Origin of the sequence: Actinoplanes lobatus, from assembly GCF_014205215.1 — a bacterium.
Classification (GTDB): Bacteria; Actinomycetota; Actinomycetes; order Mycobacteriales; family Micromonosporaceae; genus Actinoplanes; species Actinoplanes lobatus.
The window spans coordinates 5611841-5629001 of the sequence record NZ_JACHNC010000001.1 but is presented as its reverse complement, the minus strand read 5'-3'; the positions used below and the strand labels follow the sequence as shown (position 1 = coordinate 5629001).

Annotated in this window: 18 protein-coding genes; 7 read left to right on the top strand and 11 right to left on the bottom strand. The window is 71.7% G+C overall.

What is annotated here, in order from left to right; translation table 11 throughout:
* Position 1: 1 nt before the first annotated feature.
* Both BJ964_RS25770 and BJ964_RS25765 read right to left on the bottom strand, forming a co-directional pair.
* Positions 2–1147 carry an RCC1 domain-containing protein gene (locus tag BJ964_RS25770; protein ID WP_407650816.1) on the bottom strand — a complete coding sequence of 382 codons (1146 nt, stop codon included), beginning with the start codon at positions 1145–1147 and terminating at the stop codon, positions 2–4.
* 145 nt (positions 1148–1292) lie between these two features.
* On the bottom strand, positions 1293–2303 hold the full coding sequence (locus BJ964_RS25765; protein ID WP_188123082.1) for a LacI family DNA-binding transcriptional regulator: 1011 nt from the start codon (positions 2301–2303) through the stop codon (positions 1293–1295).
* Positions 2304–2407: 104 nt separating this feature from the next.
* Between BJ964_RS25765 and BJ964_RS25760 the strand changes: the two genes are divergently transcribed.
* On the top strand, positions 2408–2563 hold the full coding sequence (locus BJ964_RS25760; RefSeq protein WP_188123081.1) for a hypothetical protein: 156 nt from the start codon (positions 2408–2410) through the stop codon (positions 2561–2563).
* A 473-nt stretch (positions 2564–3036) separates the two neighbouring features.
* Here the strand turns inward: BJ964_RS25760 and BJ964_RS25755 are convergent, their stop codons facing one another.
* The 3 genes from BJ964_RS25755 to BJ964_RS25745 all read right to left on the bottom strand — a co-directional run bounded on the left by BJ964_RS25755 (position 3037) and on the right by BJ964_RS25745 (position 5185).
* Entirely contained in the window at positions 3037–3948 is a 912-nt protein-coding gene (locus BJ964_RS25755; RefSeq protein ID WP_229807220.1) for an NAD(P)/FAD-dependent oxidoreductase, read from the bottom strand.
* A gap of 36 nt (positions 3949–3984) precedes the next feature.
* Complete coding sequence (locus tag BJ964_RS25750) at positions 3985–4467, bottom strand: PadR family transcriptional regulator (RefSeq protein WP_188123080.1); 483 nt, start codon at positions 4465–4467, stop codon at positions 3985–3987.
* Positions 4468–4546: 79 nt separating this feature from the next.
* Positions 4547–5185 carry a hypothetical protein gene (locus tag BJ964_RS25745; RefSeq protein WP_188123079.1) on the bottom strand — a complete coding sequence of 213 codons (639 nt, stop codon included), beginning with the start codon at positions 5183–5185 and terminating at the stop codon, positions 4547–4549.
* A gap of 68 nt (positions 5186–5253) precedes the next feature.
* Between BJ964_RS25745 and BJ964_RS25740 the strand changes: the two genes are divergently transcribed.
* The 4 genes from BJ964_RS25740 (at position 5254) to BJ964_RS25725 (ending at position 9984) form a co-directional block, all read left to right on the top strand.
* Positions 5254–5775: a PadR family transcriptional regulator gene (locus BJ964_RS25740; protein ID WP_188123078.1), complete on the top strand. Its 522-nt coding sequence runs from the start codon at positions 5254–5256 to the stop codon at positions 5773–5775.
* A gap of 20 nt (positions 5776–5795) precedes the next feature.
* A complete protein-coding gene (locus tag BJ964_RS25735) occupies positions 5796–6470 on the top strand; it encodes an ABC transporter ATP-binding protein (protein ID WP_188123077.1) in 675 nt (224 codons plus the stop codon).
* Positions 6467–8698, top strand: coding sequence for an FtsX-like permease family protein (locus tag BJ964_RS25730; protein WP_188123076.1), 2232 nt, complete (start codon positions 6467–6469; stop codon positions 8696–8698). Before BJ964_RS25735 ends, BJ964_RS25730 begins: the two co-directional genes overlap by 4 nt.
* Before the next feature lie 89 nt (positions 8699–8787).
* Positions 8788–9984, top strand: coding sequence for an MFS transporter (locus BJ964_RS25725; RefSeq protein WP_188123075.1), 1197 nt, complete (start codon positions 8788–8790; stop codon positions 9982–9984).
* Here BJ964_RS25725 and trpS read toward each other — a convergent pair.
* The 6 genes from trpS to BJ964_RS25695 form a co-directional block, all read right to left on the bottom strand.
* Entirely contained in the window at positions 9978–10979 is a 1002-nt protein-coding gene (trpS, locus tag BJ964_RS25720) for a tryptophan--tRNA ligase (RefSeq protein ID WP_203832725.1), read from the bottom strand. The genes BJ964_RS25725 and trpS overlap by 7 nt on opposite strands.
* Before the next feature lie 192 nt (positions 10980–11171).
* Complete coding sequence (locus BJ964_RS25715) at positions 11172–11834, bottom strand: esterase/lipase family protein (RefSeq protein WP_188123073.1); 663 nt, start codon at positions 11832–11834, stop codon at positions 11172–11174.
* A gap of 94 nt (positions 11835–11928) precedes the next feature.
* Positions 11929–12552, bottom strand: a complete 624-nt coding sequence (locus tag BJ964_RS25710; RefSeq protein WP_188123072.1) for a GOLPH3/VPS74 family protein — start codon at positions 12550–12552, stop codon at positions 11929–11931.
* Position 12553: 1 nt separating this feature from the next.
* A complete protein-coding gene (locus tag BJ964_RS25705) occupies positions 12554–12778 on the bottom strand; it encodes a hypothetical protein (RefSeq protein WP_188123071.1) in 225 nt (74 codons plus the stop codon).
* 4 nt (positions 12779–12782) lie between these two features.
* A complete protein-coding gene (locus BJ964_RS25700) occupies positions 12783–13691 on the bottom strand; it encodes an SPFH domain-containing protein (RefSeq protein WP_188123070.1) in 909 nt (302 codons plus the stop codon).
* Between the two features lie 102 nt (positions 13692–13793).
* Positions 13794–14270 (bottom strand): PH domain-containing protein, encoded by a 477-nt coding sequence (locus BJ964_RS25695; RefSeq protein ID WP_188123069.1) that lies wholly within the window; start codon positions 14268–14270, stop codon positions 13794–13796.
* Positions 14271–14351: 81 nt separating this feature from the next.
* Between BJ964_RS25695 and BJ964_RS25690 the strand changes: the two genes are divergently transcribed.
* Together BJ964_RS25690 and BJ964_RS25685 are read left to right on the top strand one after the other, a co-directional pair.
* Positions 14352–15572 carry a WXG100 family type VII secretion target gene (locus tag BJ964_RS25690; protein WP_188123068.1) on the top strand — a complete coding sequence of 407 codons (1221 nt, stop codon included), beginning with the start codon at positions 14352–14354 and terminating at the stop codon, positions 15570–15572.
* A 104-nt stretch (positions 15573–15676) separates the two neighbouring features.
* The gene (locus BJ964_RS25685) at positions 15677–16021 is read left to right on the top strand and encodes a hypothetical protein (RefSeq protein ID WP_188123067.1); all 345 of its coding nucleotides are present in this window, start codon (positions 15677–15679) and stop codon (positions 16019–16021) included.
* The last annotated feature ends 1140 nt before the right edge of the window (positions 16022–17161 follow it).

Here is a 17161-nt window from a genome sequence, read left to right as displayed (position 1 = left end):
CCTACAGCGTCACCTGCGCCGGGCTGGTCCGCGGCGTGGTGGTGCCGTCGCCGAGCTGGCCGGAGCCGTTGCCGCCCCAGCACCACAGGCTGTCGTCGGTACGCACCCCGCACCCGTGGTAGTTGACGGCGACGTCGCTGCTCCAGGTGACGGCGTCGCCGACCCGTACGGGCGCGGACCGGTGCGTGGTGGTGCCGTCGCCCAGCTGGCCGTTCGCGTTGTTGCCCCAGCACCACAGGCTGCCGTCGGTACGCACCGCGCAGACGGAACTGTCACCGGCGGCGACCCGTGCCCAGGTGGTGCCGGCGCCGACCCGGGTCGGGGTGGTCTGGTAGCTGCCGGTGTTGCCGAGCTGGCCGTACCCGTTCTCGCCCCAGCACCACAGGCTGCCGTCGGTACGGGTCCCGCAGGTGAAGCCGTACCCCGCGGTCACCCCGTTCCAGCTGGTCTCGGTGCCGACCCGCTCCGGGGTGGTGCGGTAGCTGAGGACGCCGATGCCGAGCTGGCCGGTCGTGCCGTCACCCCAGCACCACAGGCTGCCGTCGGTACGGGTGGCGCAGCTGTGGCCGTACCCGGCGGTGACGTCTGCCCAGGTGGTGGCGGTGCCGACCTGCACCGGGGCGGTCTCGTAGTAGTTGCTTCCGGTGCCGAGCTGGCCGAGCCGGTTGAAGCCCCAGCACCAGAGGGTGCCGTCGGTCCGGACACCGCACGTGTGGCTGTCGCCGGCGCTCACGGTGCTCCACGCCGCCGTGCCGACCCGTACCGGGGTGGGACGGTTGGTGGTGGTGCCGTCGCCGAGCTGGCCGCGCAGGTTGTTGCCCCAGCACCACAGGCCGCCGTCGGCACGCAGGGCGCAGTTGAACGAGGGTCCGGCGTCGATGGCGGTCCAGTCGGTGGCGGTGCCGACGCGTACCGGGGTGGTGCTGGCCGTCGTGGTGCCGTTGCCGAGTTGGCCGCGCCCGTTGCCACCCCAGCACCAGAGGCTGCCGCCAGCCGGGATCGCGCAGGTGTGCGAGTAGCCGGTGGCGACTCCTGCGCTCCCGGCGGCGTCCGCCGCGGCGGGGCCGGCCGTCGCGCCGAGTGCCGTCATGACGGCCGCGACAGCGGTCACGATGCCGGTTGCCCAGCGGCGCCGATGTTCACGCATGTAACGTCTCCTCACTCTGGGAGCGCTCCCACAGCGCCCACAGAGTTCATATCATCGACACACGACGATGACCAGACCGTTACGACCGCAACCGGACCGCGCGTACCCGATCGGCCTCCGCGGCGGCCGCGCCTCCCGGGGCGAATCAGGCCGAGCCGCGGATCAGCAACCGGGTCGGGGCCACCACGGTGGGCGGAGTGTCGCCGGCCAGGAGCCGTTCGACCTGGGCCACGGCCAGTTCGCCCAACCCCCGCTTGTCGATGCCGACCGTGGTCAACGGCGGTTCGAGCAGCTCGCCGAAGCTGAGACCGTCGAAGCCGATCAGCGCGATGTCACCGGGCATGCTCAGGCCGAGGCGGCGCGCGGTGCGGTGCGCGCCCATCGCGACCATGTCGTTGAAGGCCATCACCGCCGTGACGTCGGGGCGGACCTCGCGCAGCCGGGCGAGACCGGCCTCCCCGCCGGCCTGGGACTGCTCGACCTCGACGATCGCGTCCGCGGCGATCGGGACGCCGTGCGCGGCTGCCGCGGCCAGAAGAACGTCCCGCCGGGACGGGTCGGCGGCGGACGGGCAGTCGATCATGCCGATCCGGCGGTGCCCCCGGGCGATCAGGTGCTCCATCGCCGCCTCCACCCCGGCGCGCACGTCCACCTCGACGGCGCTGAACGCCGGATGCCGGGCGGGCCGGTTGATGACCACCAGCGGCAGGCCCTCCACCGCGCCGGCGATCACGTCCTCCGGCTGGAACAGGTAGCCGATCAGGGCGTCGACCTGCCCGGCGAGCGAGCGCAGCAGCTCCGGCTCGCGGCCCGGGTCGTCCTGCGTCGTGCTGATCAGCACCTTCCAGCCGCGCTGCTCGGCGGCGCTGATCACCCCGGCGATCAGCTCGGGGAAGTACGGGTTCACCACGTCGGCGACGATCAGCCCGATGGTGGTCGTGTCCGGCCGGACCAGTCCACGGGCATGACGCGACGGTCGGTACCGCAATTGCTGGACCACCTCGAGCACCCGGCGGCGGGTCTCGGGGTCGATCTCGCCCTTGCCGTTGATCGCCCGCGACACGGTCTGGTGCGACACCCCGGCGATCCGGGCCACGTCACGCAGGGTCACTCGTCGGCTGGTCTCGGGCGAAACGCCCCGGCTGTCGTCTTCCACGGTGACCGCATCGTATCCCGCCACCACGGATCGAGAAACGTGCGTGCCAATCGGGTCCGTTACCGTTAACGTGAACGGTAACGGGATCGATGAGGGAGGCTTTCATGGACATGTCAGCGGTGGTGCTGAGCATCGAGATCGCACGGCGCGACGTCGGCTCGGCGCTGCCCCACGCCCCGGTGCTGCCACATCGGCCCCGCCGCAACCCGATCCACTCGGCGGCCCAGCGCCTCAGGCGCCTACTGAGAGGAGCCGGCTGACACGCCCCGCGCCGGCGGCCCAGCACCTCAGGCGCCTACCGAGAAGAGCCGGCTGACACGCCCCGCGCCGGCGGCCCAGCACCTCAGGCGCCTACCGAGAAGAGCCGGCTGACACGCCCCGCGCCGGCGGCCTGCCGCGATCGGCAGCAGACAGCCGGGCCGGAACGCACGCGGCGATCAACGGCAGGCAGGCGACACGGGCCGGCCGGAACGCACGCCGCGACCGGCGCAAACAGGTGACACGAAGCCGGCCGGAACGCACGCGGCGACCGGCGGCAGGCGCGGGGCACACCGGCGGGGACGGCCTGCCCGGCCACCGACCTCAGCCCGGCGGGCGCGGCAGAGGCGTGCGTGGGCAGACGCTCGCGGGGCAGGGCGGGACGGCCCTGAGATGACGGGGCGGGCTCACTCGTACCGGAAAGTCCTCACCACTGATGTTGATCACGCTATGCCACCGAAGCGGGCGGGATCGGTCAGGCGAGGAGGGCTCGGGCCACGGCGCGGCCGGAGAGCCAGGCGGTCTGGACCCGGGGGCGGCCGAAGGCGTCGCCGCAGAGCCAGACGCGGCCGTCGACGGCGTACGGGGCGTCAACGGCCTCCGGCTGGGCACAGGGCCAGCGGTGTACGTGTGTCGAGGGCCGGGCGGCGAGGCCGAGCAACTCGCCGACCGCGCCGGCGAGGATCGGGCCCGCGCTGCCCGGATCGTCCTGGTACCGGGCGGCCAGCGCGGCCGTCGAATGTGCCACCAGGACGGGCGCGCCGTCGCCACGCCGGTCGCCGTCGTCACAGACGGTGGCGAGCAACGGGTGGTCGTTGACGAAAGCGCCACGCAGGTCGCCCCACTCCCGGGCCGGGTAGGTGAGGACGGCCGCGATCACCGGCTTCCAGATCTGTGCCCGCGCGGCGGCGGCGACCGCCGGTGGCGGTGACAGGCGCAGCGCCTGCGGGCCGGGCATGGCCAGTACGGCAATGTCCGCGTCCGCCGGGATCGTGTCCAGATCGGTCGACAACCGCACATCGAGGCCCGTGGCCAGATCGGTGGCGAGCGAGCGCAGTCCGCCGGGCGCCGCCCACCGCACCGGCCCGGTGGTCCGCTCCCCGCCGGGGTAGACGCTGAGGGTGTCGGTCCACGGCCGGGCGAGGCCACGGGTCCGCCACGCGTCGACCTGCGCGGTGAAGTCCGGGTCGTCGGCGACCAGATAGGCGGCGCCGATGTCCACATACCGGTCGTCGTAGCGCCTACTGGCCAGCCGGCCGCCGACCACGCGGCTCCGCTCGACGACACGGACCCGGGCGCCGCCGTCAGTCAGCGCCCGCGCGCAGGACAGCCCGGCGACCCCGGCCCCCACCACGACGACGTCCACGATCGCGTCACGGCTCCGCACGCGGACAATGAGGGGCGACCGGCGTCCACGATCGCGTCACTGCTCCGCCAGCAGGCGGTAGAGGGCCTGGCGGGCGTTCTTCACGATGGCCACGGCCTGGTCGACGGCTTCCGGGGAGGCGATGGCGGACACCTGCTGGGCGGCGGCCCGCAACTGGTGCATTTCGGTCCGGAGCTGGGAGTGCTCCTGCGGATCGCTCGGGAAGCCGGCCCCGAACGCGTCGACCCGCCGCTCCGCCGCCCGTTCCCGGCCTTCGCCGGTCAGGTCGAAGACCTTGCGGCCGTCGGTCTCGCTGCTGCTGACGAGCCCGGTGTCCTGGAACATCTGCAACAGCGGGTAGATCGAGCCGGGGCTGGGCCGCCAGCTGCCGCCACTGAACCGCTCCAGCCGGTCCATCAGCTCGTAACCGTGGGCGGGACCGTCGAGCAGCGCGGTGAGCACCAGGTCGGGCACCATCCCCCGGCGCATCCGGCCGCCCTCGCCGCCGCCGAACCCGCGCCGGCCTCCGTGTAGTCCCATGGTCGTCGCGCCGCCTCACCCGCAGATGTATCGCGACACTATCCCAATCCCCGCCCTGGTCGTGGTCCGGGTGACCGGCTCAGTTCAGCAGGCGCTGCGCCCAGTAGACCTGCCCTTCGGGCCCCACACAGATCAGGGCGACCAGCATGTCCTTTACGGCCACCGGCGCCGTGGCGATCATCGACTCGGCTGGCGTCTCCGGGTTTCCGGCACGGAGCACGGTCTGGAACGTCACCGGCGACGCGTCCAGCGAGGACACGTTGACGACAACGCCAGAGGTCCAGAAGGACCCGTCGATCTCCTGGGCGCCCGCGCCCTTCAGCCAGCGGTAACGCCGCTCGGCGGTGTCCACCGCCCCGTCCGTCCCGCTGCTGACCTGGTCAGGGTTCGCCGAGGTCACGGCGATGAAGCCGGGCAGCAGATGGCGGCGCTTGTCCAGCAGCACAATCCGCAGGGAGCTGCCGTCCCGCGCCGAGGGTGGTCGTTTCCAGGAGACCCGGCCCAGGAGGATCTGGTCGCCTTCGTCGTTGGCGAACTGCGCGTTGACCGGGGCGAGGGCGGCGTTCGCGGTCGCCTGGTCGACGAGCCGCAGCGTGGCCTGGGCGCCCATCGCCCTCGGCCCGAACGGCGCTCGCTCCCACCACCGGTGGACGGCCAGGCCGCCGACGCCCACGACCAGGAGCGCCACGCTCAGGATCAGACCCATCCGCCGTTTCATGGCCGACAGTAGAACACATGGCCGCAAGCTATGCACCAGGTTTATACATCGTGTGTATAGTGGCCGGCATGTCAGTCGGTTTCGCCCTGCTGGGGCTCCTGGAGAACGGCCCACGCCACGGTTACGACCTGAAACGCTCCTATGACGAGGCGTTCGGCCGGGACCGGGCGCTGCACTACGGCCAGGTCTATTCGACGATGGCGCGCCTGCTGAAGAACGGCCTCGTCGAGGTGGAGTCCGAGCCGGGCGACGGACCGGAGCGCAAGAAGTATGCGATCACCCACGCCGGGATCACCGACGTCGCCGAGTGGATCTCCCGGCCCGAGAAGCCCGAGCCGTACCTCCAGAGCACCCTCTACACGAAGGTCGTGCTGGCCCTGATGACCGGCCGCGACGCCACCGAGGTGCTGGATGCTCAGCGCGCCGAGCACCTGCGGCTGATGCGGGTGCTCACCCGGCGCAAGAACGAGGGCGATCTGGCCGACGAGCTGATCTGCGACCACGCCCTGTTCCACCTGGAGGCCGATCTGCGCTGGCTGGAGCTGACCGCGGCCCGGCTGGACCGGCTCGCCGCCCGGGTCCGCCCGTGACCACCACCGTGGGGAGAGACATGCCGTTGCTCACCGCCGACGACGTCCACCTGAGCTTCGGTGAGACCACCGCTTTGCGCGGTGCTTCGCTGCATGTGTACGCCGGTGAGGTCCTCGCCCTGATGGGCCCGTCCGGCTCCGGCAAGTCGACGCTGCTGCACTGCCTCGCCGGCATCCTGACGCCCGGCTCGGGCAGCATCCGCTACGGCGACCGCGACCTGGCTCGAATGTCCGACGCGGAGCGCAGCACGCTGCGGCGCGGCGAGTTCGGCTTCGTGTTCCAGTTCGGGCAGCTGGTGCCGGAGCTGACCTGCCTGGAGAACGTGGCTCTGCCCCTGCGGCTGGGCGGCGCCGGCCGGCGGGAGGCACAGCGGCGGGCGGCCACATGGCTGGACCGGCTGGAGGTCGCCGACCTGGCCGGGAAACGTCCCGGCCAGGTGTCCGGCGGTCAGGGCCAGCGGGTCGCGGTGGCCCGGGCGCTGGTCACCGAGCCCTCGGTGATCTTCGCGGACGAGCCGACCGGCGCGCTGGACTCGCTCAACGGCGAGCTGGTGATGAAGCTGTTCATCGCGGCGGCCCGGGACACCGGGGCCGCCGTCGTGCTGGTCACGCACGAGCCGCGGGTGGCCGCCTACTCCGACCGCGAGGCCGTCGTGCGCGACGGCCGGGTTCGTGAGCAGGAGCCGGCGCGGTGAGGGTCCGCAACTGGTTCTTCGAGCTCGCTCTCGGCGTCCGGATGAGTGTCGCCGGAGGCCGGGCCGGTTGGTTCCGTCTCGGCCTGATCGCGGTCGGGGTCGGTCTGGGGGTGGCGGTGCTGCTCGGCGCGGCCACCGTGCCGGCCGCCATGGCCGCGAGCAACGCGCGCACCGACGCTCGCGCCATCGACGGCTACCAGGACCTGCCACGCGCCGACGACACCATGCTGACCAGCCATTTCAACACCCGCTTCGAGGGCTGGGCGATCAGTGGCGAGCTGTTGCAGCCGGAGGGTTCGCACCCGCCCGTGCCGCCCGGGGTGTCGTCGGTCCCCGGTCCCGGCCGGATGGTGGTCTCCCCCGCGCTCGCCCGGCTGCTGGACGATCCGGCGAACGGTCTGCTGCGTGACCGCTGGGACGCCGAGGTGGCCGGGGTGATCGGTGCGGAGGGCCTGTCCGGTCCGGCCGAGCTCTTCTTCTACATGGGCACCGACACGCTGTCCGCGGAGCACGACGGCCGGATCCGCGAGTTCGGCACCCCGGGCGCGATCGTGCGCGACCCGGTCCCGATCTTCGTGCTGTTGACCCTGGTCGGCATGGTGGTGCTGCTGATCCCGGTGATGGTGTTCATGGCCGCCGCCGTCCGGTTCGGTGACGAGGCCCGCGACCGCCGGCTGGCGGCGCTGCGGCTGGTCGGCGCCGACGCCGCGACGACCCGCCGGATCGCCGCCGGGGAGACCCTGGCCGGCGCCGTGCTGGGCCTGCTGATCGGCGCCGCCCTGTGGGTGGGCGAGATCCTGCTGGCCCACCGGTGGGGCACCGGCGCGCTCTCCTTCTACCTGGCCGACCTGCGCCCGGTGCCGTCGCTGGTGGTCCTGATCGTGATCGCGGTGCCGGTCGTGGCCGTCGCGGTGACACTGTCGGCGATGCGCCGGGTCGTGGTCGAGCCGCTCGGCGTGACCCGGATGAGCATCCCGGTCCGCCGCCGCCTGTGGTGGCGGCTGCTCCTGCCGACCGCCGGCGTGGTCCTGCTGTGGCCGCTCTACCGGGGCATCGACGAGCACTCGGCCGGCTACGAGATCCAGGTCGTCGCCGGGATGGCCGCGCTGCTGACCGGCATCGCGCTGCTGCTGCCGTGGCAGGTCGAGGCGGTCGTGGGGCGGCTCGGCGCCGGCGGGTCCCCGGCGTGGCAACTGGCCGTGCGCCGCCTCCAGTTCGACAGCGGCACCGCGATCCGCGCCGTCTCCGGCATCGCCGTCTCGGTGGCCGGGGTGATCGCCATGCAGGGCATCGTGACCGGCATCGAGTCCCTCTACACCCGGGGTTCGGCAAGCGCACCGGTTCGATACGGCATCGCCATCCTGCCCGGCAGCAGCCTGCCCGACCGCAGCTGGACGGCGGCGCTCGACGCCACTCCGGGTGTCCAGGAGTGGCGGCCACTGCGGATCGTCCGCCTCGACGGGGCCACGCTGCGGATCGGTGACTGCGCCCTGCTGAGCCAGCTGGCCGAGGTGGGCGAGTGCCGCGACGGCGACGTGTTCGGGCTGGACGGGGCGGCCGCCGGGACGACGTACCGGCTGGGTGACACGTCCTGGACGTCGCCGGCCGGCACCCGGGCAGTGTCGCGGGCCGAGGCGGAGCCCACCTCCGGCGAGACGCTGCTGATCACCCCGGGTGCGTTGGCCGGGGTCGCCGTCCAGCCGGACGACACCAACTTCTACGTGGCCCTCGACCCCGGTGTGCCGCAGGCCATGGAGCATCTGCGTAACAGCGCGGCCCGGCTGGACCTTCAGGCGTACCTGTACTCGTACGGCAACGACTCGGTTCGCGCGGCGCTGGCCGGGATGCGGGACGCCCTGCTCGCCGGTGCGATCGTCCTGCTCGTCCTGATCGGCGCCAGCATGGTCGTCAACGTGGTCGAACAGCTGCGCGAACGCCGCCGGGTGCTGGCCGTCCTGGTCGCCTTCGGCACCCGCCGGCGCACGCTCGGCGGTTCGGTGCTCTTTCAGGTGGCCGTTCCCGTCGTACTGGGCATGGTTTTGGCCGTGGCCGTCGGCAGCGTGCTGGCCGGCGTCCTGATGACGGCCGTCGGCGCACCGCTGACCGTCGACTGGTTCGGCATCACCGCCACCTCCGGCATCGCCGCCGTGGTGGTCCTGGGCACGACCGCCGCCGGCCTGCCGATCCTGTGGCGCCTCACCCGCCCCGGAAACCTGCGCAGCGAATAGGAGGGTTAAGATCGCGGCATGACCTCGACGCCGCCGTAGGAACGGGCCACTCCCCCGGTTCCTGTCGCTTCGTTCGAGGAGTCTCCCTCATGCCCCACGCCGTCGGCGTGGGAGGTTACCGTGCCGTTCTCGGCCTGCCGTTCGCGCTGCGCACCTTCGTGCCCGCGATCGGCGGGCGGCTGGCCTACGGCATCCTCCCGCTCGCCATCCTGTTCACCGTCCAGCAGGCCACCGGCTCGTATGCCGTCGCCGGTCTCGCGGCCGCCGGTTTCGGCATCACCGCGATCACCCTGCCCGTCAAGACCCGCCTCGCCGAGCGGCACGGCCAGCACGCCGTCCTGCCGCCGCTCGCGCTGGTGTGCGCCGTCGCCCTGGCCGTCGCCTCCGTGGCACGCGAGCCGGCCGTACTGGTCGCATTGATCACTCTGGCCGGCTTCGCCGCGCCGCCTCTCGGCCCGTCGATGCGGGCGAGCTGGCGCCGGCTCACCGCGGGCACCTCCCTCAAACCGCGGGCGTACGGGCTGGACGCCGTCGTCGAGGAGACGCTGTACCTGGTCGGGCCGCTCATCGCCGGTCTGCTCGTGGCGGCGGGCCCGGCCCACCGGGCGCTGCTGCTCACCGCGTTCCTGCTGCTCACCGGCACTCTCGGCATGGCCACAGCGCCGCCGGCCCGGCACCGGGACCCCGCGGCCCCGGGACGGCTGTTCGATCCGGGCCCGCTGCGGTCACCCGGGGTGCGCGGGCTGCTCGCCGCGATCCTGGGGGTCGGCGCCGGGACGAGTGTGGCGTACACCTGCATCGCCGCCACCGCCCAGAACCACGGCCGTCCCGGCGCCGCCGGCCTGCTGGAGGCGGCCCTCGCCGTGGGCAGCGTCGCCGGTGGCCTGCTGTGGGCCCGCCGGGAACCCGGCCGCCACCATCTGCGACAGCTCGCGGCGCTGGCCGGGGTCCTGGCGGCCGGTCTGACCGCCGCCTCGGTGGCGCCCGGCCTGGTCACGCTCGGTCTGGTGCTGTGTGCGACCGGGACGGCGCTGGCCCCGGTCTACGTGGTCGCCTATCTGGCCGCCGACGACCTGGCCGGCGACGGCGCGGCCGCCGAGGCCGGCACCTGGGTGAACGTCGCCACCAACGCGGGCAGTTCGGCCGGCGCCGCGTTGGCCGGCATCATCGCCGAGTCCCGCGGCCCGGGCCCCGGCTTCCTGACCGGCGCGGCGCTGCTGGCGGTGACAGCCGCGGCGGTCGCACTCACCAGCCGGCGCCGGACCTCGACGATCGCCGGTCAGTAGTGGCAGTTCATGGCGGCGCGCACCTCGGCGAGGGTGGTGTCGGCCACCGCCCGGGCCCGCTCGTTGCCCTCCCGCAGGACCGTACGAAGGTGGGCGCGGTCACGGGCGTACTCGGCACGGCGGGCCCGGATCGGAGCCAGGTACTCGTTGACCGCCTCGGTGACCACCTTCTTCAGCGCCGCGGAGCCCGCCGCACCGATGCCGTCGGCGACCTGCGCGGGAGTGCGGTCCAGGCAGAGGGCGGCCAGCAGGAGCAGCGACGACACCTCGGGGCGGCCCTCCGGGTCGTACGTGATGTGCCGCTCGGTGTCGGTCTTGGCCCGCTTGATCAGCCGGGCGGTCTCGTCGGCGCCGGCGGCCAGTGTGATGGCGTTGCCGCGGCTCTTGCTCATCTTGGTGCCGTCCGTGCCGAGCAGCAGCGGCGCCTTCGACAGCAGGGCCTCGGGTTCGGGGAAGATGCCGGCGCCGTACCGGTCGTTGAAGCGGCGGGCGATGGTCCGGGTGAGTTCCAGGTGCGGCAGCTGGTCCTGGCCGACCGGCACCAGGTTGGCTTTGCAGAAGAGGATGTCGGCGGCCTGGTGCACGGGGTAGGTGAACATCAGCCCGCTGACCGCGGACTGCCGGGAGTGGGCGATCTCGTCCTTGACCGTGGGGTTGCGGTTGAGTTCGGCGACGGAGACGAGGCTCAGGAAGGGCAGCAGCAGCTGGTTGAGGGCGGGGACGGCGCTGTGCGTGAAGATCGTGGCGCGGGCCGGGTCGACGCCGGCGGCCAGATGATCGAGCACGAGTTCCTCGACGTGCCCGGTGAGGTCGTCGGCCACGTCCCGGTCGGTCAGGACCTGGTAGTCGGCGATGACGACGTACAGCTCCACGCCGAGGTTCTGCAGGCGGACCCGGTTCTGGAGGGTGCCGAAGTAGTGGCCCAGGTGCAGGCGCCCGGTGGGCCGGTCGCCGGTCAGGATCCGGTAGCGAGTGGGGTCGGTGATGGTGTCCATGGGTGTCTCCTCGGTGGGGGTCGTCGCAGCTGCCGAGGACGACCGGCCCTCGTTTCCGGGACACGAAAAAGGGCCGTTCGTCCGAACGGCCCGCTTCATGACTGAGAGGTGCCGCTCCTAGGAGGAGCGCCACCAGCTCAGGCATGAGGAAAGATGCACGGCCCCAGCATAGCCGGGGCCGTGCGTCGTCGATCAGTTCAGGAAGGACCTGATCTGGGTGAGGGTGATGGTGTCGGTCAGGAACCCGATGTGGGTCTGGCAGGCCACGTAGTTGTTGGTGGCGCCGCTCAGGATGGTGCTGGTGTAGGGGATGATGACGCCGTCACACGGGGAGTACCAGGTCCCGTAGGTGGTGCTGCCCGGGGTCTCGTCGCCGGAGCTGAGCGTGTTGATGAACGACGAGCCGGGATACATCTGCTGACAGGTGACGTAGATCAGGCAGGCGCTGGCGTAGGTGGTGCCGTGGTTGGCGCCGGCGATCGACGCGAGCTTCCGGACGTACTGGGCGCCACCCAGCTGCTTGACGTACCACATGCTGACCAGGCCACCCATCGAGTGGTTCACGATGTCGACCTTCGATGCGCCGGTGCGGGCCCGGACCTGGCTGACGTAGGTGGCCAGGCCCTGGGCGTTGGTGATGTTGTTGCCGTAGGAGTTGTACTCGTACGCGAACAGTTCACTGCTCGAGTAGCCGCCGGCACGGAACAGCGACATCGCGGTGGTCCAGTTGGACGCGCTGCCGGTGTAGCCGTGCACGAAGACCACCGGCGTGCCCGGGGCGGCGGCCGCGGGCAGGGCCGGGCTCAGTGCGAGCGCGGCCACCACGGCGGTGACGAGGACGAGAAGACGGCGCATGAGACCTCCAGGGGAAGTTCAGGGGGGTCTCTGCATCCTTTGTGTAATAAGTTCGCCACACATCCGTGAAATCGCCAGTGGTCCATGCATGAGGTCAACCGCCGCTGTTGGCGGCCTCGATCGACTTCTTCAGGGCGGGCGCGACCGGCCCGCTGATCTCGGTCAGCTCGTGGATCCGCCGCTTGTGGGTACGCCGTGTCCGGCGGTCGAGGACCAGGCCCAGGTCGCCCGCCGCGATCACGGCCACCAGTGCGGCGTCGGCCGCGTCGACGCGGCCCATCGGTTTCTTCACGGCGTTGTTGACCCGGCCGAGCAGCTCCTTGCGGACCCGGGGATCACGGATGGTCACCCTGGTCGCCGGGAACAACCCGAGAATCCGGTACGGCCGGAGGCGGGCCCAGCCACCGTCGCCGAGCTGCTGCCGGACCGCCCTGGTGGCTGCGCCCTGGTTGCGGCCGACCCAGTGCTGCCACTTGCGCGGCTTGGCGGCGGCGATCTCGGCGCGGACCGACTCCAGGAAGGGGTCGCCGCAGGGGCGATGCCTTCCGGAGACGACGGCGCGGCCCTTCTCGTCGGTCAGGTGGCCGCTGCCGTACAGGTCGGCGAGGGCCGCGGCGCGCAGCATGGCGCCGAGCTGGGTGGTGAACCGGACCCGGCCCTTGGCGGGATCGTGGGCCAGCAGGTAGACGCGCAGGGGAAGACTTCCGGGAACTGCCATGTCACTCCTCTTCCGGCTCGGACGGTTCAGGTGTGGCGGAAGGCCGGCCGGGCCCCCGCATCCGGCCGACGCCACCGGGAAGGCGGCCGGCGTCGGCGAGGGCCTTGCGCAGCAGGTACTCGATCTGCGCATTGGTGCTGCGCAGCTCGTCCCCGGCCCAGCGGGCGAGCGCGTCGTGCACCGCGGGATCGAGCCGCAACAGCAGCTTCTTGCGTTCGGTGGCCATCCGATCAGGAGTAGAGCGTTCCCGCGTTGACCACGGGCTGCGCGTCCCGGTCGCCGCACAGGACCACCAGCAGGTTGCTGACCATGGCGGCCTTGCGCTCCTCGTCGAGGTCGACGACGTCGTGCTCGGCGAGGCGGAGCAGGGCCATCTCCACCATGCCCACGGCGCCCTCGACGATCCGGGTCCGGGCGGCGACGATGGCGTTCGCCTGCTGCCGGCGGAGCATGGCGTGGGCGATCTCGGGCGAGTAGGCGAGGCGGGTCAGCCGGGACTCGACGATCGTCACTCCGGCGGCCGCCACCCGTACCCCGATCTCCTCGGACAGCCGCGCGGTGATCTCGTCGGCGTTGTCGCGCAGCGACATCCGGTCGGTGTCGTGGGAGTCGTAGGAGTAGCTGTTGGCGATGTGCCGCACCGCGGTCTCGGTCTGGATGGCGACGAACTCGATGAAGTCGTCGACCTCGAAGACGGCGCGGGCGGTGTCCTCCACCTGCCAGACGACGACGGCGGCGATCTCGATCGGGTTGCCATCGGCGTCGTTGACCTTGAGGACGTCGGTCTCGTGGTTGCGGATCCGGGTGGAGATCTTGTGCCGGGCGGTGAGCGGGTTGACCCAGCGGAGCCCGTCGTCGCGCACCGTTCCGGTGTACCGCCCGAGCAGTTGCAGGACGCGGGCCTCACCGGGCGCGACCGGAGTGAGACCGACCAGGGTGATCAGGGCGCCGAGCAGGAGCAGGACGCAGAGGCCACCGACGATCCCGGCCACCGCGTCGTCCCGCGGGACGACGATGAAGAAGACCACGATGCTGAGGACCACCACCACCAGGGCGGTGATCATGAAAGGCCAGCCCGAGACGTCCCGGGCGGCGCGCTCGCGGACCTGCGGGGCCGGCAGGTCGAGGTGTTCGGTCATGTGGGGCTCCTCCCGTGTTCGATGGCTCAACAATAGCAATGTGATATCACTTTTTTCAAACCCCTCCCCGGTACGGACAAGGCAGGGAACCGACGAGTCGCGTCAGCCGGACACCCGGCGCCGCTCCTGCCAGGTGTCACGCAGCTCGTGATAGCCCTGGCTGAGCCACTTCGGGGCGTGTTCGTCGACGTCGTCGCCGGGGCGGGCCGGCGTGTACTTGCTGTACTGCGAGAGCCCGAACGCGACCCGGGCCCGGCCCCCGCTCCACACCCGCACCCGCCAGCCGGCGAACACGAACGCCTCGACCGCGTCGATCTCCCGCCACGGGATGCGGTGGGTCCGCAGTGGATTGACCAGCTCCACATGATCCGCGTGCAGCACCACCCGCAGCCGGCTCAGCCGGAACGAGACCGCACCGAACAGCAGCGCGACGGCGGCGAGCACCAGCCGGCCGGGCGCCTCCCAGTCCTGTGTGGCGACGATCGCCACCGTCGTGATCGCTCCCGCCGCGAAGGCCGCCGCCACGATGGCGTGGACCGTGCTGTTGTACCTGGAGCGCAGCACGCGGGTCTCCCACACGGGTGCCATTGTGGCACGGGGCGGCCCGGGGACCCGCTGAAGTGCTAGCCTCTGCCCTTCGTCCGAGGGGGTGGGGACTCCGTGCGGTTCGACGTCGATCTCGCGGCCATGGAGTCGCTGAGGAAACTGCTGGAACGCGGCAGTGAGGACGCGTCGTCGATGCGCTCCTACTGGGAGGGCAACGCCGGCATCGACTTCCTCGGTGAGGGCGTCATCAACCTCATCCAGCGCTCCGACGACCACGTCGAGAGCAGCATCGGCTCCTATCTGGACACCCTCGCCGGCCGGACGATGCCGGGCCTGGCCGAGGCGATCGACATGGCCGCCCGGCACTACCGAGCGACCGATCAGGCCGCCGCCGCGAGCATCGACAGCGCCCTGCCGGGTGCGAACGTGACGGCCGCCGCCGACGGTGACGTGCCGATCGCGTTCGACTACTACCGGCCCGCGCCGTCGTTCAGTGACGCCGCCGACCCGGGCGCCCGCCTGGCCGGGCTGCCGAACTTCAACCAGCGGATGCCGTACCAGCCGAGCTGGACCGACCTGTCCAGCCCGACGTCGCTGCTGCGCGACGCCATCTGGTCGGTCACCTGGCTCGGCATGAAACTCGGCGTCTGCGACCGGCAGTACGACATCGCCGAGGTGGTCCTGAAGCCGGTGCTGGGCGACTGGGCCGGCATGAAGGCGACCGGCGTCACGATGGTCAACCTGTCGAACGCGATCGTCGACCTGCACTCCAACCTGGGACGCGCGATCCTGGGCATCCGCGGCAGTTGGGAGGGCAACGCGGCCGACGCCGCGGTCGCCAACCTGCACGAGGTCCGCAAGTCGCTGCTGCGGACCGCCACCGCCCTGCTCAAAATCGGCAAGGAGTACGACGACGCGGCCGAGGGCTGCTACGACATGAGCGGGACCATCGGCAACATCCTGTCCGACATCACCGACGCCGCGGTGGCCGCCGCCGCCGGTGCCGCCGCGACCGGAGCCCTCACCGCGAGCGGCGCCGGCGTGCCGATCGCCCTGCTGCTCGGCGCGTTCACGGTGACCAAGGTCTACCGGGTGTGCAAGGAGGTCTACACCATGATCAAGATCATCGCGGACATGGTCTCCCGGGTGAATGCCGCCGTCAGCGCCGTCGACGCCAGCGCCGGCGACTTCGGCATACTCGACGTCAGCGACTTCGGCTCCGCCCCACTCCCCCCCGGCCCCCACACTGCCCCGCTGACCCCACCCCCGCCGACCCCGCCCCCGCTGACCCCGCCCTTGCTGACCTCGGCCCCCGCTGATCTCGGCCCTCGCTGACCCCGCCCCGCTGACCCCGCCCCGCTGACCTCGGCCCTCGCTGATCTCGGCCCCCGATGACCCAGCCCGCGACCCTGACCCCGCTGACCTCGGAAGGAGACCCGATGGGCTCGTTCGACGAATACCCTCCGCACCTGCGCGACATGCTCCAGAAGGTCGCCGACGCCGGCTACCGCGACATCCTCCTCGACGAGCGCGCCGGCAACCGTTTCCTCTTCGAAACCCTGGCCGGCACCAGCGACCCGGTGCTGCGCGAAATGGGCGAACAGCTACGTGACGGCGCCATCGACCTGAAACAGGTGGCCGCCTCCAGCTTCTTCCGCGACGCACTCCAGCAGGGCCTGGAGCGCTTGGAGGACTTCGACGAGGAACGCTTCGCCGCCGACGTCGACCGGGCCACAGGCGACGACCGCCAAGCAAAAACCGCCACAGACAGCCCCAAACCCTAACTTTCGGTACGTGTAACGCCCGTCCCGTCCTTATCAGGACAGTCCCGCCCTGCCACGCGATCCAACTGCCCACTCCCGCCCGTGCCGCCCCGCCGGGCTGAGATCGCTGGCAGGCCGGCCTCCGCCTTGCCCCAGCCCTCTGCCGCCGGCCCCGCCCGCGAACACCCGCCCCGCCGCCGGCCCCGCCCGCGAACACCCGCCCCGCCGCCAGCCCGCCCGCGAACACCCGCCCCTGCTCCTGCCATCGGTCACGCCGATCAGTGGTCGCCGTAGTGCTCGCCAGGCACGGAGGTTGCCTGGTCCCGGCCGTCGCGCCGGTCGCGCCAGGCGGGTGGTGGCGCTTGATGCCGGTCGCGCCATGGGAAACCCCGCCGAAAGTCACTCACCGTGACTGTGGCGATGAGCGCGAAGAGGTGTGCAGTAGATCGATGATCTTCCGAGCGGTCGAAAAGCGCCCAAGATCGCGGGGGATGGCATGGAAGACAGAAAGGCGCGGAAGCGTAGCGGCAGACGCCATCCCCGCCAGGCACGATCTTGGACGACCAGCCACCCTCAGCGGTGAGAAAACGTCCACGATCGCGAAAAGAGCGCGAAGCGCGGGAGGTTAACGGCCGACACCACCACCGCCCGACGCGTTCTTGGACGACCAGCCACCCCCAACGGTGAGAAAACGTCCACGATCGCGAAAAGAGCGCGAAGCGCGGGAGGTTAACGGCCGACACCACCACCGCCAGGCACGATCTTGGACGACCAGCCACCCCCAACGGTGAGAAAACGTCCACGATCGAGCAAAGCGCGAGAATCGCTAGAGGGTAGCGGCTGACAGCCGCGCGCCGGGCGCGATCGTGGGTGATCAGCCACCCTCGGCGGTGAGAACGCGTTCAAGATCGCGGGGTCAGAGAGCGCGAGGCACGGAAGCGCGGGACACGAGAGCGCGGGACACGAGAGCGCGGGACACGAGAGCGCGGGACACGAGAGCGCGGGACACGAGAGGCGCCAGAGGAGCGGGGCCGGGGCGGCGGGCCGGCCCGCCGGGCCACCGATCTCAGCCCGGCGGGGCGGCACAGGCGGGAGTGGCAGCGAGATCGCGTAGCCGGGCGGAACGGCCCTGAAAAGGACGGGACGACCGTCGCCCGTACC